The sequence below is a fragment of the Mycolicibacterium holsaticum DSM 44478 = JCM 12374 genome (assembly GCF_019645835.1).
GTDB lineage: Bacteria > Actinomycetota > Actinomycetes > Mycobacteriales > Mycobacteriaceae > Mycobacterium > Mycobacterium holsaticum.
Genome location: NZ_CP080998.1, coordinates 4,867,195 through 4,891,605, shown reverse-complemented (window position 1 = coordinate 4,891,605; position 24,411 = coordinate 4,867,195). Strand labels below are relative to the sequence as shown.

The following is a 24,411-nucleotide window of genomic DNA, read 5'->3' as shown; positions in this document are numbered from 1 at the left end:
AATGGTAGGTCAGATTGTGTCGCGGTGCGGTGTCAGTGATTCGCGCACCGACGTCGCCGCCGATGCCACGACGACGGCCAGCAGCACCACGCCGCTGATGGCCGCCAGCGGAATCGTCCACAAGCGGCGGCTCAGCAGCGCCGACTGGCATTGGTCGACGTAGTTGGTGTCGCCGACGACCGCGGCGGCCTGGGTCAGATCGGAGACGTAGCCCGTCCCGCACTTGATCTGGAAACCCCACTGGTCATAGGCGTCGAGGAAGACCGGGAAGTTCATCGCGAACAGCCCGACACCCAAGAGGACGGCGGAGACGATGCCGATGTAGGCAAGGCGGTGATGCCGCTGGCTCAACAGTGCTCCCGTTCAGGTCATGCAGACGTCGGAAAAGAGCAGCACCGGCCAGGACACGATCGACCCGAGATAAGAAACCACCAGGTCGATGCCCGCCATGTGCTGCAGATGTTCGGTGTGTGTGCTGGACCAGAAGACTCCCATGACCAGGTACGGGGTTCCGAGGACCAGCCCCACCATGATCAGCTCACCTACTGTCACGCGGAAGCCCAGTACCCTGCGCAGCGTGCCCAACACCCCCATTATGTTAATCGCGATTCTGTCCGGCGCCAGACCCTTCGCGATGAATTCGACGTGGAGTCGGCAGATATGAGCCCATAAGGTCGGTTATCGTGAATGCCATGTCGCCCAGCGGGCAAGCCCGCACTGATGCGGTGCGACGTCGCCCGAAGGACCGCAAGGCCCAGATCGCGCAGGCGTCGGCCGAGGCGTTCAGCGCGTTGGGGTATTACGGCGTGAGTATGGAGGCCATCGCGTCGCGCGTCGGCATCTCCGCGGCCGCGCTGTACCGGCATTACGCGAGCAAGTACGAACTGTTCCGCGACGCGGTGCTCAGCCTGGGACAGCAGTTGGTGGACTGCACCGCGTTCGCCGACGGGGTCGAGCTCGACGATCCGCCAGTCCTGCTCGACCGGTTGGTTGCCGCGCTCATCGAAACCGCGATGCGCAACCGCGTCTCCGGTGGGCTCTATCGGTGGGAGGGCCGGTATCTGCGGGGTGACGACCAGGCATCTCTGATCGCGCAGATGCGCATCGTCAACCACCGAATCCAGCGGCCGCTGAACGAGATTCGCCCGGACCTTACTTCGCGGCAACGATGGACCCTGTCCATTGCGGTGCTTTCGGTGATCGGCAGCATCGTCGATCACCGGGCCAAGCTGCCCGCCGTCCAGGTTCGCGCGCTGCTGGCTGACCTCGCCCACGCGGTGTTGACGACCGACCTTCCCGACGTCGCGGATGCCGACGCGGCGCCGCGGGCACGCATCGCCGCGGACTCGTCGAAGTACGAAGCGTTGTTGACCGAGTCGATGTGGCTGTTCAACATCAACGGCTACCGCGAGACCAGTATGGAGGACATCGCGGCGGCCGTGGGCATGCCCGCGTCCGGGATCTACCGGTACTTCTCCGGAAAGAGTGACATCCTGGCCGCCGCTTTCCGGCGGGCGGCCGACCGGCTGTCGGCTGAGCTGGCGACGATCACGAGCACCATTGCCGATCGGGAGGACGCGCTGACCGCGGTCATCGACGCCTACGTCGAGCGATCGTTCGACCAACCCGAACTGGACTACGTGTACTACACCGAGCGGCTCAACATGACCGCGGCCGACCAGAAGATCCTGCGCAACATGCAGCGCGCCACCGTGGAGGCGTGGGTCGACCTGGTGGTCGCGGTGCGCCCCGAGTGGACGCCCGGTCAGGCCAGGTTCGCCGTGCACGCCGCGATGTCGCTGGTGATCGACCTGGGCCGGTTGACCCGCTACGAGAACTCACCGCAGAGCCATCTGATGCTGCAGCGGCTGCTCGATCTGACGCTGTTGGGCCGCTACCGGTTACGTGCGACGTTGCCCGCGAGGTAGACGAGGTACCCGACCGTGCCGAGGATGGCCAGCTTGCGCGTCTTCCGGGCGGCCAAGCCGAGACCGAGCGCGGTCTCGATGCCGCCGTTGATGTAGATGTGCTGGCGGCTGTTGTCGCCGAAGGCCTGTTCGGTGATCGACTCGAACAGTTCAGGTTTGGCGAAGTGCGCCAGCCCGGTCCCCGCGACGGCTAGCCCGGCGAGGGTGGCGGCACGCGAGTTGCTTCCTGATTCGTCCACTGGCACAGCGGTGTTCCTCTCTGATCACGCAAACTGGTAGTCGTTCAACGGAAAATGTGAAGCCTCTTTGAGTGCCGTGCGGGTGGGCATCGGCCGCAGAAGTGATGCCTCCCCCGCAGGGTCGAAGTAGTAGGAGCGCGACGTCGCGCAGCTGCCGACGGCGAACACCGAGTCCTCGATGAGGTCGGTCATCCGGTCCAGGTAGCGGGTGTTGGCGCGCTCGGTGACCTCGAACGTGGTGGCCCCGCGGCGCTTCACCTCGCCGAACAGCCGGTCCATGTGTCGCATCTGATATTCCATGGTGTTGAAGAAGTTCAACCCGAGGAACGCGTAGGGGCTGGCCAGGCTCAGATAGTTGGGGAAGTAGGGCACCGCAACACCCTGGTAGGCCTGGAACCGGTTGTCGCGCCACCACTTTCCCAGATTGCGCCCGTCGCGCCCGACGATCTCGATCGCCGGGAAGTTGGCCTCCCACAGGTCGAACCCGGTGGCCAGCACCAACGTGTCGATGACGGTCTTGGTGCCGTCGTTGGCAACGATGCCGTCGGCCTCGATGCGTTCGATGCCGTCGGCCTGCAGGTGCACGTGCGGGTTGGTGAAGACGCGGTAGTAGCTGTTGGAGAACGTCGGCCGCTTGCAGCCGAAGTCGTAATCGGGCGTCAGCTTCTTGCGCAGCTCGGGATCACGCACCGACAAGAACCGGTGCGTCTTGGCCAGATCGGAGGCCGCGATGTTGAGGCGACGGAAGAACAGCTGCCGGTGGTGCAGCACGACGAAGATGAAGAATTCGTAGAGCGAGTCGGTGACCGCGCGGATCGCGCGCTGCGCCAACGGCACTCGGGTGAACAGCCGCTTCACACTCGGCGAGAACCGGAAGTCGAGCTTGGGCACCACCCAGATCGGAGTGCGCTGGTAGACGGTCAGATCGGCGGCGGTCTTGGCCAGCTCGGGGATGAGCTGCACGGCGGTGGCGCCGGTGCCGATGATCGCGACGCGCTTCCCGTTGAGGTCGTAGTCGTCGTCCCAGGCCGTGGTGTGGATGATCTTGCCGGCAAAGCCGGTGATGCCCGGAATGTCGGGAGTGCGCGGCTGGGAGAGGAAGCCGGTGGCCGTGATGAGGTAGCGCGTGGTCAGCGTCGCGCCACCGGCCAGCGCGACCCGCCAGACCCTGGCCTCCTCGTCCCACCGGGCACCTTCGACGGTGGTGCGGAATCGCATGTGCCTGCGCACGTCGTACTTGTCGGCGACGTCCTCGGCGTACTGCTTGATCTCGTCACCGGTGGAGAACAGCCGCGACCAGTTCGGGTTGGGCTCGAAGAAGTAGGAGTACGTCGTCGTCGGGACGTCGACGGCCAACCCGGGGTAGCGGTTGACGTGCCAGGTGCCGCCCAGGTCGTCCTCGCGGTCGACGATGATGAAGTTCTCGTAGCCCATCCGCTTGAGCTGAATGGCCGCGCCGATTCCGCCGAAACCGGCGCCAACGATCACGGCGTCGAACTGCTCGGAAAGCATGTGGAAACGGTACCTCAGGTACCGCTTGAGAACGGGAACGCCTCGGCTGCGCGGTCAGCCTTTGATGGTTCCCGCGCGTGGCGGATCCAGCGTCGCGATGCAGGTTACCGCCCTGTCGCCGGCTGCCCAGGTTTCGGCAGTGGGATAGAGCACATACATCTGGATGGAGTCGTCTTCCATCGCGGCGGGGGAGTAACTGGCCAACTCGGGGCTGCACTTGTCGGCGTAGTCGTCGATGGCGTTCTGGCCCGGAAAATCGCCGTCGGGCATCAACAGCACCGCGAAGACCTCACCGGCGTGCGGTTCGTCACATCCGGTGGTTTGCACCGTCAACACCCGGGCGCCGTCGGGAATCTCCTTGAGGCAGTCGCCGACCTTCACATCCGTGGCGGTGACGGTGTCCTTCCCGACGATGAGGAACAACGCGATGCTGCCGCCGACGACGAGCACGATCAGCCCCACGATGACGCCGAGCACGATCAGGAGAACCTTGTTGGACTTGGAGTTCGGCTTCTGCTGCGGTTGGTAGCCGCCGGGCGGTTGCGAGTACGGCGGCGGGGGAGGCGGCGGATACGGCTGCCCGGGGGGCGGTGGGTACGGCTGCCCTCCGTACGGCGATGGAGGAGGTCCGTATGGGGGCGGTTGGCCCGGCGGCGTGGTCACGCCAGCAAGCGTAGTGCCGCATCGACCGCCATGGTCGGTACATCGAGGGACTTGGAGCCCAGGTCATGGCGTGCACCGGTGATCTCGACGATCTCGGTGCGCGCGTCGACGAGCGTCGCGGCGGTGCGCAATTCCTCGACGGTGCCGAACGGATCCGAGGTGCCGTGGGTGAACACGGTCGGGGTGGTGATGCGCGGCAGGTGCTCGGTGCGCAGCCGCTCCGGCTTGCCGGGCGGGTGCAACGGATAGGAAAACAGCGTCAGCACATCGACTTTGGCGCTCTGGTCGGCGACCACCATCGACGTCATCCGGCCGCCGTAGGAATGCCCGCCCGCGATCACCGGACCGTCGGCCAGCTTGCGGACCGCGGCGACGGCCTCGGCGACACCGGCTTGATCGGCCTTGGCCGACCCCGACGGCGGACCCTTGGGCCGGCGCCTGCGGTACGGCAGGTTGTAGCGCACCGCCAGCCAGCCCCGTCGCGCCCACTCGTCGCAGATCCGAACGAGCAGCGGCGCCTCCCGGCTGCCGCCTGCCCCGTGGGTGAGCACGACCACCCCCGTCGGGGTGTTCGCCGGTTCGTGGACGATGCCTGCGATCTGGTCCAGGTTCACCGGCTCAGCCTGAACAACGGCGACACCGGCCCGTGACCTTGGCCTAACGGATAGGCCGCGCTGAGACATTCGGTGACCCAGCGTTTTCCGAACGCGACGGCATCGGGCACGGAGTAGCCATGGGCCAGCGCGCTGGCGGTCGCGGCGGCCAGCGTGTCACCGGCGCCGTGGTCGTGGCCGGTGTCGATGCGCGTCGCGTCGAACTCGACGAAGTCGGCACCGTCGAACAGCAGATCCGGGCTCTGCGACGACGTGCGCAGATGGCCGCCCTTGACCAGCGCCCACTGCGGTCCCAGCGCGTGCAGTGCGCGTGCAGCGTCGCGTTGCGTAGCGGCGTCGATGACCTCGATGCCGGTGAGCAGCCGAACCTCGTCGAGGTTGGGCGTCACCAGGGTCGCCAGCGGAAACAGCTGACGCCGAAGGGAATCCAATGCGCTGGGATGAAGCAGTGGATCACCGTGCATCGATGCGCACACCGGGTCGACCACCAGCGGCACGTTGCCGGCCAGCCCCTGGCTTCGCCAGACGTCGGCCACGGTGTCGATGATCTGCGACGACGCCAGCATGCCGGTCTTGGCGGCCTGGGCCCCGATGTCGGAGGTCACCGCCTCGATCTGGCCGGCGATGACGTCGAGCGGAACCTCGTGAAAACCCTTGACGCCCACGGAGTTCTGCACCGTCACAGCGGTGACGGCGACGAGGCCGTGCACGCCGAGCAACGCGAACGTGCGCATGTCGGCCTGGATTCCGGCGCCGCCGCCGGAGTCCGATCCTGCGATGGTCATCACCCGCACCGGCGTCGCACCGGGTGGCGGCACCGGCAGAAATTGCGAATTCGGCGTGATTTCTTTCGCTGAGCGAACGTTTTCACGCCCAAATCGCTGGTTCATGCCAATGGAAGATAGACGCGGTTGCCGTGTTCGGCGAACTCTCGGGACTTCTCGGCCATCCCCACCGACAGGGCCGCCTCGATTGCCTCCTCGGTGTCCAACCCGTGTTCGGCGGCGTAGTCGCGGACGTCCTGGGTGATGCGCATGGAGCAGAACTTCGGACCGCACATCGAGCAGAAGTGCGCGGTCTTGGCCGGTTCGGCGGGCAGCGTCTCGTCGTGGAACTCGCGGGCGGTGTCGGGGTCGAGCGACAACGCGAACTGGTCGTTCCACCGGAACTCGAACCGCGCGCGTGACAGGGCGTCGTCGCGATCTTGGGCATGCGGATGTCCCTTGGCCAGGTCGGCGGCGTGTGCGGCGATTTTGTAGGCGATCACGCCGTCCTTGACATCCTTGCGGTCGGGCAGGCCGAGATGTTCCTTCGGGGTGACGTAGCACAGCATGGCGGTGCCGGCCTGGGCGATGATCGCCGCGCCGATGGCCGACGTGATGTGGTCGTAGGCCGGTGCGATGTCGGTGGCCAGCGGCCCCAGCGTGTAGAACGGCGCCTCCTCGCACAGCTCTTCCTCGAGGCGCACGTTCTCGACGATCTTGTGCATCGGCACGTGGCCGGGCCCTTCGATCATCACCTGCACGCCATGGGATTTGGCGATCTTGGTCAGCTCACCGAGCGTGCGCAGCTCGGCGAACTGGGCGGCGTCGTTGGCGTCGGCGATCGAGCCGGGACGCAGCCCGTCACCCAGCGAGAACGTCACGTCGTAGCGGGCCAGGATCTCGCAGAGCTCGTCGAAGTTGGTGTAGAGGAACGATTCCCGGTGATGGGCCAGGCACCAGGCGGCCATGATCGAACCGCCGCGGCTGACGATGCCGGTGACCCGCTTGGCGGTCAGCGGGACGTAGCGCAGCAGCACGCCGGCATGCACGGTCATGTAGTCGACGCCCTGCTCGCATTGTTCGATCACGGTGTCGCGGTAGAGCTCCCACGTCAGCTCGGTCGGGTCACCGTTGACCTTCTCCAGCGCCTGGTAGATCGGCACGGTGCCGACGGGCACCGGCGAGTTGCGCAGGATCCACTCCCGGGTCATGTGGATGTCGCGGCCGGTGGACAGGTCCATGATGGTGTCGGCGCCCCAGCGGGTGGCCCACACCATCTTGTCGACCTCCTCGGCGATGGAGCTGGTCACCGCCGAGTTGCCGATGTTGGCGTTGACCTTCACCGCGAACGCCTTGCCGATGATCATCGGCTCGGATTCTGGGTGGTTGTGGTTGGCGGGTATCACCGCGCGTCCGCGGGCGACCTCGTCGCGGACCAGTTCGGCCGCGACGCCTTCGCGGGCGGCGATGAACGCCATCTCGGCGGTGATCTCGCCTGCGCGGGCGCGTTGCAGTTGGGTGCCGCGGTCACGCACCACGCCGGGCCGCGGCGGCAGCCCGCGCTGCAGGTCGAGGTCCGCGCTCGGATCGGTGTACGGACCCGACGTGTCGTACAGGTCGAAGTGTTCACCGTTAGACAGGTGCACTCTTCGGAACGGCACGCGGGCACGGTCCTGGAGTTCCCGGTAGATCTTGGAGCTGCCCGCGATGGGGCCGGTGGTGACGGACGGAGTTGCCGCGGAATCATTCGACAGCGCCATTTGAATCATCTCCCTACGCCGGCATTACCCGGTCAGGTTCGTACGGTCGACGGGCCCACCCGTCCTCTCAGCGCACTCGGCGTGCACTCCCGTGTATGGACGCTGACCACGCTAGCGCAAGCGGATACGCGTTTGGGAGGAGGAATTGCCCCCAGATGGTTTGCATAGCTAATATATGTGTTTTCCCGCGAGCGACCCCAGACAACGCAGATGTCGACGGAGATCGAGATGACGAAGCTCCCGCTGGCGCCGGGTGTCGACAAGGCACTCACCGAGACCGCGCGTCGGCGCCGGCGCATGGACCAGGACCACCCCTTCTACAAGTGGATCGTGCTGTCCAACACGACGCTGGGCATGCTGCTGGCGTCGATCAACGCGTCGATCGTGCTGATCTCCCTGCCGGCGATCTTCCGTGGCATCGGGCTGAACCCGCTCGCCCCCGCCAACGTGGGCTATCTGCTCTGGATGCTCATGGGTTACCTGGTGGTGACCGCAGTGCTGGTGGTGTTCTTCGGGCGGCTCGGCGACATGTTCGGCCGGATCCGGATCTACAACCTCGGGTTCGCCGTGTTCACCGTTGCCGCGATCGCCCTGTCCTTCGATCCGTTCCACCTCGGTCCAGGTGCGCTGTGGCTGATCGGCTGGCGGGTGGTGCAGGGGATCGGCGGCGCGATGTTGATGGCGTCCTCGGCGGCGATCCTCACCGACGCGTTCCCGTCGAACCAGCGCGGCATGGCGCTCGGCGTCAACATGGTGGCCGCGGTTGCCGGATCGTTCCTGGGCTTGCTGATCGGCGGCCTGCTCTCGGAAATCCACTGGCAGGCGATCTTCTGGGTGGGCGTGCCGATCGGGGTGCTCGGCACGGTCTGGAGCTTCCGGTCGCTGAAGGAGCTCGGGGTGCGGACTCCCGGCCGGCTGGACTGGGCGGGCACCGTCACGTTCGGCGTCGGCCTGACCGCGCTGCTGACCGGCATCACCTACGGCATTCAGCCGTACGGGGATTCGACGACGGGATGGGCCAACCCGTGGGTGTTCGGCTCGATCGCCTTGGGCGTGCTGTTGCTGGTGGCGTTCTGCTTCATCGAGCTGCGCGTTCCCCAGCCGATGGTCAACATCCGGCTGTTCCGCTCGACCTCGTTCGGCATGGGCAACCTCGCGGGCTTGATGTCATCGGTGGGACGCGGCGGCCTGCAGTTCATGCTGATCATCTGGTTGCAGGGCATCTGGCTTCCCTTGCACGGCTACAGCTTTGAATCGACACCGCTGTGGGCGGGGATCTACCTGCTGCCCGCGACCTTTGGTTTCCTGGCCGCGGCGCCGCTGGCGGGAGTCTTCGCCGACCGCTTCGGCGCCCGGCCATTCACCGTCGGGGGCATGGCGCTGATGGCCGCATCCTTCATCGCCTTGATGATGATCCCGGTCAACTTCGACTATTGGGTGTTCGCCGTTTTCGTCTTCCTCAACGGTCTGGGCGGGGGGATCTTCACCGCGCCGAATACCGCAGCGATCATGTCCAGCGTCCCGGCCGCCGAACGCGGTGCCGCTTCGGGGGTGCGCGCCACGTTCTTCAACGCGGGCTCGTCGTTGTCGATCGGGATCTTCTTCTCGCTGATGATCATCGGACTGGCCAACACGCTGCCGTCGGCGTTGAGTACCGGCCTACAGGACCAGGGGGTGTCCGCCCCGGTGGCGAATGAAGTCGCCAACCTGCCACCGGTCGGCAGCCTGTTCGCCGCATTCCTCGGCTACAACCCCGTCGCCGAGCTCCTCGAGCCGTATCACGCCCTGCAGCAACCCGGTGTCAACGCCGAGGTGCTGACCGGCCAGACATTCTTCCCACACCTGATCACCGAGCCGTTCCACTCCGGTCTGGTTGTGGTGTTCGTCGCCGCGGCGGCGATGATGGTCATCGGCCTGATCGCGTCGCTGTTCAACCCCGGCCGCTACGCCGAGGAGGGCTAGAACGGCGGGTCGTCGTCGGGCAACGGCGGCGGTTCTGGTGGAGGCTCCCACTCCGGCGGCAGCTCCTCCGGCTCGAACGGCTCGTTGATCCAAGGACACCAGGGGCTGGTGCTCGGCGTGCCGCCCTTGAAGAGGATGAGCATCCTGCGTGACTGGTTGCGCCACCTGCGCAGACGGATCTCTTCGCGGCAGGCTCGGTTGACCCGGCGCCTTTCGGCGTTGACTGGTCGCTGCGCCTGAAGTTTCTTGCGGGACTTAGTGATTCGGGCCGCTCTTTCTTCGGAACGGTTATGCAGCCGCGGCTTGGGAGGTTCGCAGGGCAAGCACATCTCAGGAAACAGGTCGCCCCGCCGGGTGTCGTGCGGTAGGTGCGGCCCGTCGGCGAGGTCCACACGATGGTGCCATCCGGTAGCTGTTCGTCGCGCCACCCTCCCGGACCGCCATGAAATGTCTTCAGCCGGTGGTGTTCTCGGCAATAACATGCCAGGTTCCACGGGACGGTCAGGCCGCCGGCGGCGGGATCGTCGTGGTTGAACGGGACAGTGTGGTCCAGGTCGCAGTGCGCGGCCGGACGATCGCAGCCGGGGAACCTGCACGTGAGATCGCGGAAGCGGACCCAGCGCTCGACGGCGGCGGACGGGTGATATCGCAGTGCCTCTTCGGGGGTGACTTGCGGTCGGTCGACCATTCGCCAGGATGCGTCCACGGCGAGTTCGCGCACCTGATCGGCGTCGACCACGCCGAAGCCTTCCACGTAGCCTGGTTGATCGCTCTCGCCGGTGAGGGTGCACTCGGAGGCGATCACGTTGATCACCGGCCGGGCCACTGGAGGCGCCGGGACCTCGGTTGTGTTCGCGGGGCAGTCCGGAGTACCGCAGGCGCACGGCAGTCGTTGACCCTCCATGAGGGCGGTCACCGCGTCGGCCCGCCGCTGTTTGACCGTCCGTGGATCCTTCGCGCACACCGACATGGCCAACTGTGACAGCCGCTTGTCAAACGCTGCTGCCGCGGTGGCGGGCAGGGTGCCGTGAACTTTGGCCATACCGTCTGGCTGACCGGTGACACCGATGTTGCGATCGTGGTAGGCAGCTACCCGCCGATCCTTGACGGCATCGGGATCGACGGAACGCACCGCGGCGTCGACCTTGTTGATGATCCGTCGTCGTGACCAGCAGTCCCACCGCCCGATTTGTCGAGCCAACGACTTGTCCAATTTGGCGATCACGTCGCTGTCGACGAATTCGGTGCGGCTGATGACCAGTTGCACTGTGCGCCAGTCGGTCTTTCCTTCGGCCAACAATCTGCCGACCTTGGGAAGGCGGGAATCCAAATCCTCGGCCTGGCCCACCAGCTGGCGGGTGGCCATCGGGGACATGTTCATGGCTGCCGACACCTCGGCTGTGGTCCGGGCGAACCCCGTGACCATCATGTAGCCAGGGTCGGGATCAACCTCCTCGACCTCGGCGATGCGTTGCCCCAGCAGCTCGGCGATCGCCGCCAGCCTGCGCGCCATGAGAATCGACTCTTCGTGATGGGTCGACTCGATCTCTCCGAGCAGAACGCCCGGACTCGCAGACTCGAACATGTGTTCGATCGACATGCTCTGATCGTGCCACCCGCCACCGACAACTTTTCAGGACAACTCCACCAGCACCGGCGCGTGGTCGCTGGGCGACTTACCTTTGCGTTGTTCCCGCACGATTTCGGCGTGGATCACCCGTTGCGCCAGGGCGGGTGATCCGAGGATGAAGTCGATGCGCATACCGCGGTTCTTGGGGAACCGCAGTTGGGTGTAGTCCCAGTAGGTGAAGACGGCAGGCCCCGGCGTGAAAGGCCGCACCAGATCGGTGAACTGGGCATCGAGGATGGTGTTGAACGCCGCGCGTTCGGGTTCGGTGACGTGGGTGCTGCCCTGATAGAACTCGACGCTCCACACGTCCTCGTCAGTGGGTGCGATGTTCCAGTCGCCCCCGAGTGCGATCTGTGCGGACGGATCCTCAGACAGCCACTTCTCGGCGGCGTTGCGCAGCGCGGCAAGCCATTCCAGCTTGTACAGGTAGTGCGGCGAGCCCACGGAGCGACCGTTGGGTACGTACAGACTCCACACCCGTACCCCGTCACACGTCGCCCCAACGGCGCGTGCCTCGGCGGCGGCTTCGACCTCGGGCTTATCGCTCCACGTGGGCTGACCCTCGAAACCGACCTGCACGTCGTCGATGCCGACGCGCGAGGCGATCGCCACGCCGTTCCACTGGTTGAACCCGCAGTGCACTACCTCGTAGCCGGCCGCGAGAAACGGCATGACCGGGAACTGCTCGTCGGAGCACTTGGTCTCCTGCATGGCCAGCACGTCGACGTCGTCGCGCTCCAGCCAATCCACCACCCGATCCACCCGTGCTCGGATCGAATTGACGTTCCAGGTCGCCAGTCGCATGCCCTACAGGCTACGAAAGGCCACGAAAACCAGCAGATGAGCGGTAGCGTTCGGGGTCATGAAGCGCTGCATCGTCGCAACAGTGGCTGGCCTGCTGATGGCGGCGGGGACGATGACGTTGGCGCCGCAGGCCAGCGCCGGCTGCCACTATGGCGGGCTCTACATCAGCAAGTGCGACGGGCCGGTTCAGCCCGACGGCACCTGGGAACGTTGCGTGGGGGTTGCGCAGTGGGTCCCCAGCGGCCTGAGTTCCCATCTGACACCGGTCAAGCACTGCGGTCTGATGGGTCCCGGCCAGCACACCGCGGACCTCGCGTTCGCCGACCCGCCGATCCACATCGACGGCTGAGCTACCGGTCAGCGCCCAGATGAAGGGCGTCGGCTCGCATGTAACGCGAGCGATGATGCTCGGTGAAACCCATCGACTCGAACAGCCTTCTGGCCGGTGCGTTGTCGATCAACACCTGCGCGTAAGCGTGGGAGGCGCCGTGATCCAGACCCCAGGACAGCAGCGTCGAACACAGCCGCCGCGCGTGCCCGCGCCGGCGGGCGGCGTCGGTCACCCGTAAGGCCGAGATACCCACCCAGCGGCTCAAGTCGAGCGTCGTCGTCACCGCGGCTCGGGCGACGGCCGCACCGGGAGCCGTGGCGAACACCGCCTCGCCGTCCACCACCGAGGTCAGCACCTCGACCGGCACGTCGCGCTCATACCGCCGAAGCCACTCGTCGCCGGGGGCGGGGGCCAGCAGCACCGTCGCATCGCGTACTTCAGCGGCACCGAGTTCGCGTGCCATCACGACGGTTTCCAGATGCGGAGCGGCATCGGCGAGTTTGAACAGCCGATCGGGAATCGAAAGCCACGGCGTGAGGCCACGCGAGGAGTACCACTCGACGATGTCGGGCAGTGCCGATGCGGTCGCGTCGAACCCAAGCGGCACAGCCGAATTGCCGCGACGGGTGTGTCCGCCGGCGGCCCGCAGGAACCACCCCTCGACCCAGCGCTGTTCGACGCCGGGCCAGGCCAGCGCGGCCGCGTGTTCGAGCTTGCGGATGTCGGCGGTGCGAACGGTCGCCGCGGGCAGTTCCCGAAGGACCACCACGTCGTCGGCCGCGACCGCAACGACGTCACCGGCTTTGGTTCGCACGGTCAGTGTTCGGCCCGCCTCGAGCAGGTGACCGACCACGTCACTCAACGGCGGCTCGGAACCGGCGGGCAGCCGATAGCGGATCACCACCCGGGACCCCACCGCTGGAACCTGCATCAGTGACCGAACGGGTCGGGGTCCTCGCCGGGCATCCACGACAGTCCCGGCACGCCCCACCCGTGCGACTTCACCGCGCGCTTGGCGCTGCGGGCGTGCCTGCCGACCAACCGGTCCAGGTACAAGAACCCGTCCAGATGACCGGTCTCGTGCTGCAGCATGCGCGCGAACAGACCGTTGCCCTCCACCGTGATGGCGTTGCCGTCGGCGTCCAGGCCGGTGACCCGGGCCCAGTCGGCCCGGCCGGTCGGAAACGATTCGCCGGGCACCGAAAGGCACCCCTCGTCGTCGTTGTCGGGGTCGGGCATCGTCTCGGGCACTTCCGAGGTTTCCAACACCGGGTTGACGACCACACCGCGGCGACGAGTGGTCCGGCCCCGTTCGTCGGCGCAGTCGTAGACGAACACGCGCCTGGCAACGCCGATCTGATTGGCCGCCAAGCCAACGCCGTTTGCGGCAGCCATCGTGTCGTACAGATCCTGGATCAGATCCGTGATATCGGCGGGCAGCGAACCGTCGTCGTTGACGGTCACAGGCTCGGTAGCGGTGTGCAGGACGGGGTCTCCTACGATGCGGATTGGTACGACGGCCACGGGGAAAGCTTAAGGCGGCAACCCTTATACCCCGACTCGCGGGCATATCTGACGCCTCAGGTCACAAACCCGTGATTGAATGTTCGCCGAACCACAGCGATGTTATTTCGATTGTCGGAAGGGTCCAAGGAGCGAGATGGACGGCGCAATCGCGCGGACTGAGCAATCCGGGGACGACTCTGATTCCAGCGATGGGCTGACCCGCCGAGAACACGATATTTTGGCGTTCGAACGCCAGTGGTGGAAGTACGCCGGATCCAAGGAAGACGCCATCAAAGAGCTGTTCTCGATGTCGGCCACCCGCTACTACCAGGTACTGAACGCGCTTGTCGACCGCCCCGAGGCGCTGGCAGCCGACCCGATGCTGGTCAAGCGGCTACGGCGGTTGCGGGCCAGCAGGCAGAAGGCACGCGCGGCGCGGCGGCTCGGCTTCGACGTCACCTGATCTTCGTTGGCCCGACGGGCCGTTACAGTGGGCGCAATGAACCAGCGAAACTCCTCCGGCCTGCCGCTGCGCGCCATGGTGATGGTGCTGCTGTTTTTGGGTGTGGTGTTTTTGTTGGTGGGATTTCAGGCGATGGGCTCGGACAACGACGACGACGCCGAGCAGTCGACGATCGCCACGAGCACCATCACGACCACCGCGACCAGCGCGGCGGAATCGCCGGAACCGGCCAAGGCCGACGTGCGGGTCTACAACATCTCCGAGGTCCAGGGCGCAGCCGAAGGCACCGCCAACCGGCTGCGGGAGGCCGGCTGGGACGTCACCGAAACGGGGAACCTGACGCTGCCGGACGTGCCGGTCACCACGGTGTATTTCAGCGACGCGCCCGGCGAGCAGCAAGCGGCCGATGAGGTGGGCAAAGTGCTGGAGGCACCGGTGGAACCACGACGCCCGGAATTGGCTGAGCAACCGCCGGGCGTGATCGTAGTCGTCACCGGCTAGGCTCTTGCCCATGCTCAAGACCGTCGCCGCAGCCGCCTTGTTTGCCGTTCCCGCTCTTGCGTTGAGCGCATGCGCCTCGCCTGACCAGCCCAGCGATACACCGGGCACCACACCGTCGATCTGGACCGGTTCGCCCTCACCGACCGCCGCGCCCGGCGCGCAGGGGGGCGGCGAAGGCGCCGAGGGCGGTAGCGAGAAGCTGACCGCGGATCTGAAGTCACCCGACGGCACCACCGTGGCCACCGCCGACTTCGATTTCGCGAACGGATACGCCACCATCACCGTTCAGACCACTGGCGCGGGCAACTTGACCCCCGGTTTCCACGGCATGCACATCCACTCCGTCGGCAAGTGCGAGGCGAACTCGGTGGCACCCACCGGTGGCGCGCCCGGCGACTTCAATTCCGCGGGTGGACATTTCCAGGTGTCCGGGCACACCGGGCACCCGGCCAGCGGTGACCTCGCCTCGCTGCAGGTCCGCGAGGACGGTTCTGCGCTCCTGGTGACCACCACCGACACGTTCACCGCAGAGGATCTGCAGGCCGGCGAGAAGACCGCGATCATCATCCACGAGAAGGCGGACAACTTCGCCAACATCCCGCCGGAGCGCTACCAGCAGGTCAACGGAAACCCGCCGCCCGACGAGACCACCCTGGCTACCGGCGACGCCGGAAAGCGTGTGGCGTGCGGTGTTATCGGCACCGGTTAGCAGCCATATAGATTTCGCCGGATCGCCCCGGCCTACCGTCGGGGTGGAATGGGAGTTCGCGCTCGTCGACGCCGAAACTCGCGACGTGAGCAACGAGGCCACCCAGGTCATCGAGGAGCTCGGCGAGAACAACCCGCGGGTGCACAAGGAACTGCTGCGCAACACCGTCGAGATCGTCACCGGGATCTGTGATTCGGTGCCGGAGGCGATGGAGGACCTGCGCGAAACGTTGGGGACCGCCCGCGAGATCGTCCGGGGCCGCGGGATGGAGTTGTTCTGCGCGGGCACCCATCCGTTCGCCAAGTGGTCGCCGGGCAGCCTGACCGACGCGCCGCGGTACGCAGAGCTCATCAAGCGCACCCAGTGGTGGGGCAGGCAGATGCTGATCTGGGGCGTGCACGTGCACGTGGGGGTGCGGTCCGCGCACAAGGTGATGGCGATCAACACGTCGCTGCTCAACCACTACCCGCACTTGCTGGCCCTTTCGGCGTCGTCCCCGTTCTGGGACGGTGAGGACACCGGCTACGCGTCGAACCGGGCGATGATGTTCCAGCAGCTGCCCACCGCCGGGCTGCCGTTCCACTTTCAGACGTGGGCGGAGTGGGAACGCTTCGTCTACGACCAGAAGAAGACCGGCATCATCGACCACATGAACGAGATCCGTTGGGACATCAGGCCTTCACCGCACAACGGGACCGTGGAGATCCGCATCTTCGACGGTGTTTCCAACCTTCGTGAGTTGAGCGCTCTGGTCGCGCTGACGCATTGTCTGGTGGTCGACCTGGATCGGCGTCTCGACGCCGGCGAGCGGCTGCCGACGATGCCGCCGTGGCACGTGCAGGAGAACAAGTGGCGCGCTGCGCGTTACGGTCTGGACGCGGTGATCATCTTGGACGCCGAGAGCAACGAGCGGTTGGTCACCGAGGATCTCGACGAGCTGCTGAACCGGCTCGAACCGGTGGCCGAATCGCTGCACTGTGCCGACGAGTTGGCCCGCGTCGCCGACATCTACCGGACGGGCGGGTCCTACCAGCGTCAGCGCAGGGTGGCCGAGGAGCACGACGGCGATCTGCGGGCGGTGGTCGACGCGCTGGTTGCGGAGTTGGAAGTCTAACCGTGGCCGCGATACCGATGTTTCCGCTTCAGGTGGCGATGCTGCCCGGAGAAGAGTTGCCGCTGCGCATCTTCGAGCCCAGATATACCGCGCTGGTCACGGACTGTCTGGCGACCGAGGATCCGGCGTTCGGTGTGGTGTTGATCGAGGCGGGCCGCGAGGTCGGCGGAGGTGACATCCGCAGCGACGTGGGCGCGCTGGCCCGCATCGTCGAGTATGCCGACCACGGCGACGGGCGCTACCGGTTGCGTTGCGTGATGGGTGAGCGGATCCGGGTGCTCGAGTGGCAGCCCGACAACCCTTACCCGCGCGCGGCTGTCGAGCCGTGGCCCGACGAGGTTGGTGGCACCGTCGAGGTCGACGCGATCCGCGACGTCGAAGACCGCATGGTGGCGTTGTTCGAGCGGATCGCCGCCGCCCGCGGCACCGAGGTCAACGGTCGAGACATCGTGGTCGGCGCCGACGCCTCCGGGGACGCCGGAATGTGGTTGTACGCGTTGACGTCCCGACTTCCGATCGGACAGGCCGACCGGTACGCGGTGTTGGCGGCACCGAGTGCGTCGGCGCGGCTGGCCGCGCTCAGCGATGCGGTCGAGACCCTGACCGCGATGGTGGAGTTCCAGCTGTCGGCCGGAGAGTAGGCGACGCACCCGCGCAAGCTCACGTTCGGCGGATCTAGAACACGCTGTCGAAGCTTCCTGAGAGGGCCGAGTCGGTGACCTCATAGGTATTGCCCGCACCGCGTACTGCCTGAGCCAATTCGGTGAGGTTGGCGGCGATGACGTCAACCCGCTCGGCAACGTGCGCACCGACCAGTCGCGCGGCCCACTGGGTGGCCGTCCCTCAGCACACCCGCCGGGCGTCGATGAACTCGGTGCGAGGTGTGGTCCCTGCGGACTCCTCAGCGCCGGCGCGACCGTACCGATCCATCAGGTCTGCCGCTGTGGTGGACGTGACCTCCCAACCGTGTCCGGTCAACCATTCCGTCACATCGGTGCGCTCCTCGGCGTACCACAGGTCCTCGACGTCGAAGACGTTCTCTTCCTCGTCGGCACCGGACTCCTCGCGCAGTTGACGCAACTGCTCGCGCCGGCTGGCCAGATAATCCCCATCGAAAAAGCCGGCTCCGAAGGACTCCACGGCGATCCGGCTGCCGGCCGCGCTGAGCTCATGGATGCGTTCGAACAGCAGGTCTTGGCCCGCGGCCGGCAGGTAGGGCAACAGGCCTTCTGCCGTCCAGGCGGTCGGCTCGGTATCGTCGAACCCGGCGTCGCGCAACGCTTTCGGCCAGTTCTGGCGCAGGTCGATCGCCACCTGCACATACCGGGCGGCCGGCTGGACGTCGTTGGCCCGCAACGTCTCGGCCTTGAACGCCAACACCTTCGGCTGATCGATCTCGTAGACGACGGTCTCGTCCACCCACGGCAGCCGCCACGCCCGCGCGTCCAAGCCCGCGGCCAGGATCACCACCTGCTCGATTCCGTTGGCCCCCGCCGCGATGACGAACTCGTCGAACCACTTCGTGCGTGACGCGGCGTAGTCGGTGATCGACCGGATCCGCTCCAGCATGTACGCGGGCGGCAACTGCCAACCGCGGGCCAGGGCGGCGTCGATGAACATCTGCGCGTGCGGATCGGTGAACAGCGGACATTCCGAGGCGTTCTCCTGCGCCCGCGACCAGGCCACACCCAGTGCGGTCGCGCCGACACTTTCGGTGACGTCCCAGTTGTCGTCCTCAGTTCTCGCCATTGTCGTCTAGTTCCCCTTCCGCGACCGCTTCACGCATGTCGTCCCTCGTGAGCAGATCGTCGCGGAAGCTGTGTTCGCGGTACGCCAGCTGTCCCACCCGGTTCGCGATGACCGGGGCGGTGATCACCGCGAACAGTCCGGTCAGGATCAACATGCCGACGTCGGCGTTGCCCCGCAGCCGGATCGTTGCGCCCGCGATCACCAGCAGCAGCCCCAGGGTCTGGGGTTTGGTCGCAGAGTGCATGCGCGTCAAGGTATCTGGGAAGCGAACGATGCCGATAGCGGCGGTCAGCGCCAGCGTGGAACCACCCAGGATCAGCACTGCGGTGATGATGTCCGCGACGTTCATCGCGGCCCCCGTCCACCGAGCGGCTTCTCCACGTCCCGCACGCGGAACCGCGCCACGCTGACCGTGCCGACGAACGAGATCAACGCCAACGCCGCCATCGGGTAGGTGACGGTGGAGTCCTGGCTGAACGCCGCCCAGGTGCCGATGCCGCACATCGTCACCGCGGTCAGGGTATCCAGCGATACCAGCCGGTCGAGGGTGCTCGGGCCGGTCAGCATCCGGTACATCGTGATGATGGCGGCAGCACTGATCAGCACGGCGGCGATCACCCACACGTAGTTCACGCGGCCTCCTTGTCGGCAGCCGGGCGCCAGTCGGCGTCGCGTTCCAGCGCCGCTTTGAGCAACCGCTCCAGCGTCACCATCTGGTCGTGGAATTCGCGCATGGCCCGGTCGGTGTGCGCGTTGAGCACGTGCACGTAGACGACTCGGCGGGCCTGGTCGACCTCGAGCGCGATGGTCCCCGGGGTGAGGTTGATGAGGTTGACCGCCATCGCCAGCACCAGATCGGATTTCAGCGCGAACTGGGCGCGCAGCACCGCGCTGACCGGCGGCGGTCCCGGTTTGACGGCCAGCCACGCCACCTGGATCGAGGACCGCACCAACCAGTACGTCATCTGGACCACCAGGCGCAGCAACGACAGCGGGTGCACTTTGCCTTCCACCGGCACCACCGGCAGTGGCAGCAACAGGGTGATGACCAGCGCGACCACCAGACCGCCGATGAAGTTCGCCACAGAGATGCTGCCCCACAACAGCATCCACACCAAGATCAGTCCGCCCAGCACGCTGAGCCGCAGCAGCACAGCCCTCATCGATGCACCTCCAGCACGGCGGAGATGTACTGCTGGCGGTTGAGCACCTGATCGGCGGCGCGCTCGCTGTACGAGATGATCGGCCCGGCGAAGACGGTCAGCGCCAGACCCACCAGGATGAGCGCGCCGGTGGGCACCAGCATGCTGACTGGCATACGGCCGACGTGCAGCCGATCGGCGAACTCGACGTCCTCTGAATCGTCGAGCAGCACTGTCGGCGTCGCGGCGGCCAGGTGTCCCTCGGGGGCATCGGCCCGGGTCCGCCAGAACGCCTTGGTCCACACCCGCGTCACCACATACAGCGTGAGCAGGCTGGTGACCACGCTGCCGCCGACCAGGACCCACGCCAGCACCGATCCGTTGTCGGCGCCCGCCTGCATCAGCGCGACCTTGCCGATGAAGCCGGAGAACGGCGGAATGCCACCGAGATTGAGCGCGGGGACGACGAAGACGAACGCCAGCAGCGGGCTGGCCGCGGCCAGCCCGCCCAGCCGCTGAAGGGTCGACGCGCCGGCTTGCCGCTCGATCAGGCCGACCACCAAGAACAACGTCGTCTGCACGACGATGTGGTGGGCGACGTAGTAGATCGCGCCTGCCGTGCCGAGGTCGCTGGACAGCGCGATGCCGAACACCATGTACCCGATGTGGCTGACGAGTGTGAACGACAGCAGACGTTTGATGTCGCTCTGCGCGATCGCGCCGAGGATCCCGACCAGCATCGTCACCAGCGCGGCCACCAGCAGCACCGGGTCCAGGCCACCGTTGGGGAACAGCAGCGAGTGCGTGCGGATGATCGCGTACACACCGACTTTGGTCAGCAGGCCGGCGAACACCGCGGTGACCGGTGCGGGCGCAGTGGGGTAGGAGTCCGGCAGCCACGCCGACAGCGGGAACACCGCGGCCTTGACGCCGAACGCCACCAGCAGCACCGCGAACATCGCGGTGCGGGTCCCACCGCTGACGTGGTCAAGGCGCACCGCCAGTTCGGCCAAGTTCAACGTCCCGGTCGCCGAGTACACGAACGCGATGCCGAACAGGAAGATCATCGACGAGACCATCGACACCATGACGTAGGAGGCGCCCGCGCGTACCCGGTCCTCGCTGGCGCCGATGGTCAACAACACGAAGCTCGCGGCGAGCAGCACCTCGAAGCCCACGTACAGGTTGAACAGGTCACCGGCGAGGAACGCCATGGCGACGCCCGCCGACAGCACCAGATAGGTGGGCAAGAATATCGACACCGGTTGACGTTCGTCGCCGTCGCGGATGCCCTGCCCGATCGCGTACAGCATGACGGCGAGCAGCACAACGGAAGACACCACGAGCATCAACGCCGACAACCGGTCGACCACCAGCGTGATGCCCAGCGGACCGATGCCGGGAACCGTGGGGCCCCAACCGCCGACGTGCAGCGCCATGGTGCCGCTTGCGTCGGACAGCACCAGCAGCAGCGAACACACCACCACCACGGCCGTCAACGCGACGATCGTGATCAGGCGCTGCAGCCGCACCCGCCGGCCGGCCAGCAGCGTCATGGCGGCGGCCAGCGTGGGGATCAGGACCGGTAACGGCGTCAGCACGCCCGCGAGCGTCATCGTGAACCCTCGTGCCCGGGCAACGCGTCCAGTTCGTCGGGTGCGTCGGTGTCCTTGTGCAGCCCGGGTGGTTGCGGGCGGTCGGCGTCGATGGTGGTGGCTTCCTCGTCGGAGAGCTGAGACACCCGGGTGTCCTCGGGGTCGTCGCTGACCTCGTCCACCGTGGTGAGCCGGTAGGACCGGTAGGCCAGCGCCAGCACGAACGCCGCGACGCCCATGGTGATGACGATCGCGGTGAGGATCATCGCCTGGGTCAGCGGGTCCACGGTGTCCTCGGCGCCGTTGCTGGTACCGCCGCGGATCGGCGGGCTGCCCGACGCGCCCCCGGCGCTCAAGATGAGCAGGTTCACCGCATTGCTGATCAGCAGCAGCCCCATCAGCATCCGGGTCAGGCTACGTTCCAGCAGCAGATACACCCCGGCGCTGGTGACGCCGCCGATCAGCACGAGCTGAACCAGGTAAGAGGTCATCGGGCACGCACCTGCGACCTGCGTCGAACCGGGCTCGACTCGGCCAACTCGACGTCCAGGCGGGCACCCAAACTGCGTAACACGTCGAGAACCAGGCCGAGCACGATCAGGTACACCCCCGCATCGAAGAACAGTGACGTGACGAACTTGACGGTGCCCAGCACGGGCACGTCGAACTCGATCAACGCCGACGACAGCGCCGGGGCGCCGAACAGCAGCGAGGTGACCGCGGTGCCTGCCGACAGGGTCAACCCGGCGCCCAGCACCCGACCGGCGTCGAACGGCAGCGTTTCGCCGAGTTCGTAACGGCCACCGGCGATGTAGCGCAAGACCACGGCGAGCCCCGCGGTCAACCCGCCGGCGAAGCCGCCGCCGGGGGTGTTGTGGCCGGCGAAGAAGAAGTACACCGACAAGACCATGATCAGCGGGAAGATGATGCGGGTCGCCACCTCCAGCACCAACGACCGGTGTTGCGGGTCGCGCAGGTCGCTGCCGCGCAGCCAGGTGATGTCGCCGACGGCCGGGCTGATGTTGATGAACGCCGCGATCCGGCCGATGTCGGGCTGGCCGGCATCGGCCACCCGCGGTGGCGTGCCAAAACGTCTGTGCCGGAACACCATCGACGTCACTCCGGTGGCCGCGACCAGCAGCACCATGATCTCGCCCATGGTGTCCCAGGCGCGGATGTCGACCAGCAACACGTTGACGGTGTTGGCGCCGTGGCCCACGAAATAGGCCGCGTCGGGCAGCAGTTCGGAAACCGATATCCCGGTACGCGCGGCGGCGGCGAAACTTGCCAGCGCGGTGACGGTGGCGCCGACGGCCAGCGCGAGCACCGCGCGTGGCAACCGGTGCGCACCGACGTGGGCATGGTCGGCTTCGGCGGGCAGGGTCCGCAGCACGAGGACGAAGATCACCAGCGTGAGCGTCTCGACCAGGAACTGGGTCAGCGCCAGGTCGGGCGCGCCGTGCAGCGCGAAGATCACCCCGCAGCCGTAGCCGGTCACCCCGACCAACAGCGCGGAAGCCAACCGGTTGCGCATCACGGTCAGGCCGAACGCGGCCGCCAACATCACCAGCGCGACCACGGCGTGCAACGGAAGGTCCCACACCGCGAAATTGGGTCGGTCCCGGGCCCCGAAGGCCAACCCCACCGACGGCACCGCGACGAGGGTGGCCAGGATCGCCGACTGCGTCGCCGGGATCGACCCGCGCTGGGTTATCGCTGTCACCCGCACCGAGAGCACGTCGAGCGCGCGGACCACCGCGTCGTAGATGTGGTCGGCATTGCCCAGCGGCGTGGGCGCGGTGCGCACTCGGCGCAGTTGTTCGCGGCCGACGTAGGCGGCCGTGCCGACGCCGAGCACGACGATCGACAGGATCAGCGGCAGACCGAAGCCGTGCCAGAGCGCGAGGTCGTAGTCCACCCCGCCGGGAACGGTGTCGGCGTAGTCGGCGAGCACGTCGTCGAGCCGCGACGGCCACATCCCGAAGACCAGCCCGGCCACCGCGAGGATCCCCGGTGGGATCAAGAAGGTGAACGGAGGGCGGTGCAGCTCGGCCACCCGCTTGCTGGGCTTGGCCAAGCCTTTGCGGCCGAACGCGCCGAACAGAAACCGCAGGCTGTAGATCGTGGTGAACACCGATCCCAGCACGATGCCGGTCAGCACGAACGGCGCGGCCGAGCCCAGAGCCGGGCTGTACAGCACGGTTTCGAAATCGGCCTCCTTGGCGACGAAGCCGAAGAACGGCGGCAGCGCCGCCATGCTCGCCGTCGCGAGGACCGCGATGACGAGCAACGGTTTCGCCCGATCACCGAGCCAGGCCAGCCTGCGGATGTCGCGGGTGCCGGTGGCGTGGTCGATGATGCCGACGACCATGAACAAGGTCGCCTTGAACATGGCGTGCGCGACGAGCATGGCCAGCCCGGCCAGCATCATGTCGCTGCCGCCGCCACCGACCATGACGGTGATCAGGCCCAGCTGGCTGACCGTGCCGAACGCCAGGATCAGCTTCAGGTCGTATTCGCGCACCGCGCGCCACCCGGCCAACAACATGGTCAGCAGACCCAGGGTGATCACCGTCGGGCGCCAGATCGGCGAATCGGAGAATCCCGGCGTCATCCGCGCGATCAGATAGACGCCCGCCTTGACCATCGCGGCGGCGTGCAGGTAGGCACTCACCGGGGTGGGAGCGGCCATCGCGCCGGGCAGCCAGAAGTGCATCGGCACGATGGCTGACTTCGACAGCGCGCCGACCAGAATGAGCACCAGGCCCACCGCCGCGGCCACCCCGGTCGGCGGGGCCGCGATCAGCTCCGACAACAGATAGGTGCCTGCGATGTTGCCGAGCACCACGATGCCCACCAGCATCGCCAGCCCGCCGAACGTGGTGACCAGCAGCGCTTGGGTGGCCGCGCGTCTGCTGGTGGCCCGTTCGGCGTAGTGGCCGACCAGAAGGAACGACAGCACGCTGGTGAGCTCCCAGAACACGTAGAGCACCAGCATGTTGTCGCTGACGACGAGACCGAACATCGTGCCCGAGAAGGCCACCATCTCGGCGGCGAAGCTCGGCAGCCGGTTCTCCATGCGGCCGTCGCGGTGATGGAAATAGTCCCCGCAGTAGAAGAGCACCAGCGCACCGATGCCCAGCACCAGCACGCTCAATATCGCGGCAAGCGAATCGAACCGCAGCGTGATGTTCATCGACAGCTCGGGCACCCACTGCACGTCGGCGGTCTTCGCCTGACCGGCACCCGGCCAATTCAGCACCACCCAGACCAACGAACCCAGCGGCACCAACGCCAGCGGATAGAACGCGTTGCGACCCCACCGGTACACCAAAAGCGGCGCCAACGCGGTGGCCACCGCATGGGCGAGCAAGATGGTGAGCATGGCACTCCGATCGGGTCGTCTGGTCGGCATCAGCCGTCAG

General features: G+C 66.7%; 26 protein-coding genes, 1 pseudogene and 1 riboswitch. Of the genes and pseudogenes, 8 read left to right on the top strand and 19 right to left on the bottom strand.

Annotation, left to right across the window (positions count from 1 at the left end; translation table 11 throughout):
• Window positions 1-9: 9 nt before the first annotated feature.
• Window positions 10-351, bottom strand: coding sequence for a hypothetical protein (locus K3U96_RS23630; RefSeq protein WP_069404205.1), 342 nt, complete (start codon window positions 349-351; stop codon window positions 10-12).
• A 12-nt stretch (window positions 352-363) separates the two neighbouring features.
• Window positions 364-588 (bottom strand): hypothetical protein, encoded by a 225-nt coding sequence (locus K3U96_RS23625; RefSeq protein ID WP_205870957.1) that lies wholly within the window; start codon window positions 586-588, stop codon window positions 364-366.
• 104 nt (window positions 589-692) lie between these two features.
• On the opposite strand from K3U96_RS23625, the gene K3U96_RS23620 reads away from it, so the two are divergent.
• The gene (locus K3U96_RS23620; protein WP_069404207.1) at window positions 693-1,928 is read left to right on the top strand and encodes a TetR/AcrR family transcriptional regulator; all 1,236 of its coding nucleotides are present in this window, start codon (window positions 693-695) and stop codon (window positions 1,926-1,928) included.
• Here the strand turns inward: K3U96_RS23620 and K3U96_RS23615 are convergent.
• The 6 genes from K3U96_RS23615 to thiC form a co-directional block, all read right to left on the bottom strand.
• Complete coding sequence (locus K3U96_RS23615) at window positions 1,895-2,173, bottom strand: DoxX-related protein (RefSeq protein ID WP_230982265.1); 279 nt, start codon at window positions 2,171-2,173, stop codon at window positions 1,895-1,897. The genes K3U96_RS23620 and K3U96_RS23615 overlap by 34 nt on opposite strands.
• Window positions 2,174-2,191: 18 nt before the next feature.
• Window positions 2,192-3,679: a flavin-containing monooxygenase gene (locus K3U96_RS23610; protein WP_069404209.1), complete on the bottom strand. Its 1,488-nt coding sequence runs from the start codon at window positions 3,677-3,679 to the stop codon at window positions 2,192-2,194.
• Window positions 3,680-3,733: 54 nt separating this feature from the next.
• Complete coding sequence (locus tag K3U96_RS23605) at window positions 3,734-4,342, bottom strand: septum formation family protein (protein WP_069404210.1); 609 nt, start codon at window positions 4,340-4,342, stop codon at window positions 3,734-3,736.
• Window positions 4,339-4,956, bottom strand: a complete 618-nt coding sequence (locus K3U96_RS23600) for an alpha/beta hydrolase family protein (RefSeq protein ID WP_220691263.1) — start codon at window positions 4,954-4,956, stop codon at window positions 4,339-4,341. The genes K3U96_RS23605 and K3U96_RS23600 overlap by 4 nt, the downstream gene beginning before the upstream one ends.
• Window positions 4,953-5,741 (bottom strand): bifunctional hydroxymethylpyrimidine kinase/phosphomethylpyrimidine kinase, encoded by a 789-nt coding sequence (thiD, locus tag K3U96_RS23595; protein WP_230982264.1) that lies wholly within the window; start codon window positions 5,739-5,741, stop codon window positions 4,953-4,955. The genes K3U96_RS23600 and thiD overlap by 4 nt, the downstream gene beginning before the upstream one ends.
• 101 nt (window positions 5,742-5,842) lie before the next feature.
• Window positions 5,843-7,480: a phosphomethylpyrimidine synthase ThiC gene (thiC, locus tag K3U96_RS23590; RefSeq protein WP_220691262.1), complete on the bottom strand. Its 1,638-nt coding sequence runs from the start codon at window positions 7,478-7,480 to the stop codon at window positions 5,843-5,845.
• Window positions 7,475-7,583: riboswitch (TPP riboswitch) on the bottom strand. (Overlaps the previous gene by 6 nt.)
• A gap of 107 nt (window positions 7,584-7,690) precedes the next feature.
• Here thiC and K3U96_RS23585 point away from each other — a divergent pair.
• Complete coding sequence (locus K3U96_RS23585; protein WP_220691261.1) at window positions 7,691-9,442, top strand: MFS transporter; 1,752 nt, start codon at window positions 7,691-7,693, stop codon at window positions 9,440-9,442.
• Here the strand turns inward: K3U96_RS23585 and K3U96_RS23580 are convergent.
• Both K3U96_RS23580 and K3U96_RS23575 read right to left on the bottom strand, forming a co-directional pair.
• Window positions 9,439-11,027: pseudogene (locus tag K3U96_RS23580) on the bottom strand (HNH endonuclease signature motif containing protein). The gene K3U96_RS23585 and the pseudogene K3U96_RS23580 sit on opposite strands and share 4 nt — an antisense overlap.
• Window positions 11,028-11,075: 48 nt before the next feature.
• Window positions 11,076-11,876 (bottom strand): exodeoxyribonuclease III, encoded by an 801-nt coding sequence (locus tag K3U96_RS23575; protein ID WP_220691260.1) that lies wholly within the window; start codon window positions 11,874-11,876, stop codon window positions 11,076-11,078.
• A gap of 58 nt (window positions 11,877-11,934) precedes the next feature.
• On the opposite strand from K3U96_RS23575, the gene K3U96_RS23570 reads away from it, so the two are divergent.
• A complete protein-coding gene (locus tag K3U96_RS23570; protein WP_220691259.1) occupies window positions 11,935-12,225 on the top strand; it encodes a CDGP domain-containing protein in 291 nt (96 codons plus the stop codon).
• 1 nt (window position 12,226) lies between these two features.
• On the opposite strand, the gene K3U96_RS23565 is transcribed toward K3U96_RS23570, so the two are convergent.
• Together K3U96_RS23565 and K3U96_RS23560 are read right to left on the bottom strand one after the other, a co-directional pair.
• A complete protein-coding gene (locus K3U96_RS23565) occupies window positions 12,227-13,138 on the bottom strand; it encodes an N-acetylglutamate synthase, CG3035 family (protein ID WP_220691258.1) in 912 nt (303 codons plus the stop codon).
• Window positions 13,138-13,731: a peptide deformylase gene (locus tag K3U96_RS23560; protein ID WP_069404216.1), complete on the bottom strand. Its 594-nt coding sequence runs from the start codon at window positions 13,729-13,731 to the stop codon at window positions 13,138-13,140. The genes K3U96_RS23565 and K3U96_RS23560 overlap by 1 nt, the downstream gene beginning before the upstream one ends.
• A 136-nt stretch (window positions 13,732-13,867) precedes the next feature.
• On the opposite strand from K3U96_RS23560, the gene napA reads away from it, so the two are divergent.
• From napA to K3U96_RS23535, 5 genes are read left to right on the top strand one after another with little or no spacing between them, the layout of a single operon-like run.
• On the top strand, window positions 13,868-14,176 hold the full coding sequence (gene napA, locus K3U96_RS23555) for a nucleoid-associated protein NapA (protein ID WP_069404217.1): 309 nt from the start codon (window positions 13,868-13,870) through the stop codon (window positions 14,174-14,176).
• A gap of 36 nt (window positions 14,177-14,212) precedes the next feature.
• Window positions 14,213-14,677 (top strand): LytR C-terminal domain-containing protein, encoded by a 465-nt coding sequence (locus tag K3U96_RS23550; RefSeq protein WP_220691257.1) that lies wholly within the window; start codon window positions 14,213-14,215, stop codon window positions 14,675-14,677.
• Window positions 14,678-14,687: 10 nt separating this feature from the next.
• Window positions 14,688-15,386, top strand: a complete 699-nt coding sequence (gene sodC, locus K3U96_RS23545) for a superoxide dismutase[Cu-Zn] (RefSeq protein ID WP_069404219.1) — start codon at window positions 14,688-14,690, stop codon at window positions 15,384-15,386.
• Window positions 15,367-16,500 (top strand): glutamate--cysteine ligase, encoded by a 1,134-nt coding sequence (locus K3U96_RS23540; protein WP_084222964.1) that lies wholly within the window; start codon window positions 15,367-15,369, stop codon window positions 16,498-16,500. The genes sodC and K3U96_RS23540 overlap by 20 nt, the downstream gene beginning before the upstream one ends.
• 2 nt (window positions 16,501-16,502) lie before the next feature.
• The gene (locus K3U96_RS23535) at window positions 16,503-17,141 is read left to right on the top strand and encodes an LON peptidase substrate-binding domain-containing protein (protein WP_110917259.1); all 639 of its coding nucleotides are present in this window, start codon (window positions 16,503-16,505) and stop codon (window positions 17,139-17,141) included.
• 202 nt (window positions 17,142-17,343) lie between these two features.
• Here the strand turns inward: K3U96_RS23535 and K3U96_RS23530 are convergent, their stop codons facing one another.
• The 7 genes from K3U96_RS23530 to K3U96_RS23500 are packed head-to-tail and all read right to left on the bottom strand — an operon-like array spanning window position 17,344 to window position 24,371.
• Complete coding sequence (locus tag K3U96_RS23530) at window positions 17,344-18,249, bottom strand: SAM-dependent methyltransferase (protein ID WP_220691256.1); 906 nt, start codon at window positions 18,247-18,249, stop codon at window positions 17,344-17,346.
• Window positions 18,236-18,598 (bottom strand): monovalent cation/H(+) antiporter subunit G, encoded by a 363-nt coding sequence (gene mnhG / locus K3U96_RS23525; RefSeq protein WP_069404222.1) that lies wholly within the window; start codon window positions 18,596-18,598, stop codon window positions 18,236-18,238. Before mnhG ends, K3U96_RS23530 begins: the two co-directional genes overlap by 14 nt.
• Window positions 18,595-18,882 (bottom strand): monovalent cation/H+ antiporter complex subunit F, encoded by a 288-nt coding sequence (locus tag K3U96_RS23520; RefSeq protein ID WP_069404223.1) that lies wholly within the window; start codon window positions 18,880-18,882, stop codon window positions 18,595-18,597. Before K3U96_RS23520 ends, mnhG begins: the two co-directional genes overlap by 4 nt.
• The gene (locus K3U96_RS23515; RefSeq protein WP_069404224.1) at window positions 18,879-19,412 is read right to left on the bottom strand and encodes a Na+/H+ antiporter subunit E; all 534 of its coding nucleotides are present in this window, start codon (window positions 19,410-19,412) and stop codon (window positions 18,879-18,881) included. Before K3U96_RS23515 ends, K3U96_RS23520 begins: the two co-directional genes overlap by 4 nt.
• Window positions 19,409-21,007, bottom strand: coding sequence for a Na+/H+ antiporter subunit D (locus K3U96_RS23510; RefSeq protein ID WP_220691255.1), 1,599 nt, complete (start codon window positions 21,005-21,007; stop codon window positions 19,409-19,411). Before K3U96_RS23510 ends, K3U96_RS23515 begins: the two co-directional genes overlap by 4 nt.
• A complete protein-coding gene (locus tag K3U96_RS23505) occupies window positions 21,004-21,477 on the bottom strand; it encodes a Na(+)/H(+) antiporter subunit C (RefSeq protein WP_069404226.1) in 474 nt (157 codons plus the stop codon). The genes K3U96_RS23510 and K3U96_RS23505 overlap by 4 nt, the downstream gene beginning before the upstream one ends.
• Window positions 21,474-24,371: a Na+/H+ antiporter subunit A gene (locus K3U96_RS23500; RefSeq protein ID WP_220691254.1), complete on the bottom strand. Its 2,898-nt coding sequence runs from the start codon at window positions 24,369-24,371 to the stop codon at window positions 21,474-21,476. Before K3U96_RS23500 ends, K3U96_RS23505 begins: the two co-directional genes overlap by 4 nt.
• Window positions 24,372-24,411 lie beyond the last annotated feature (40 nt).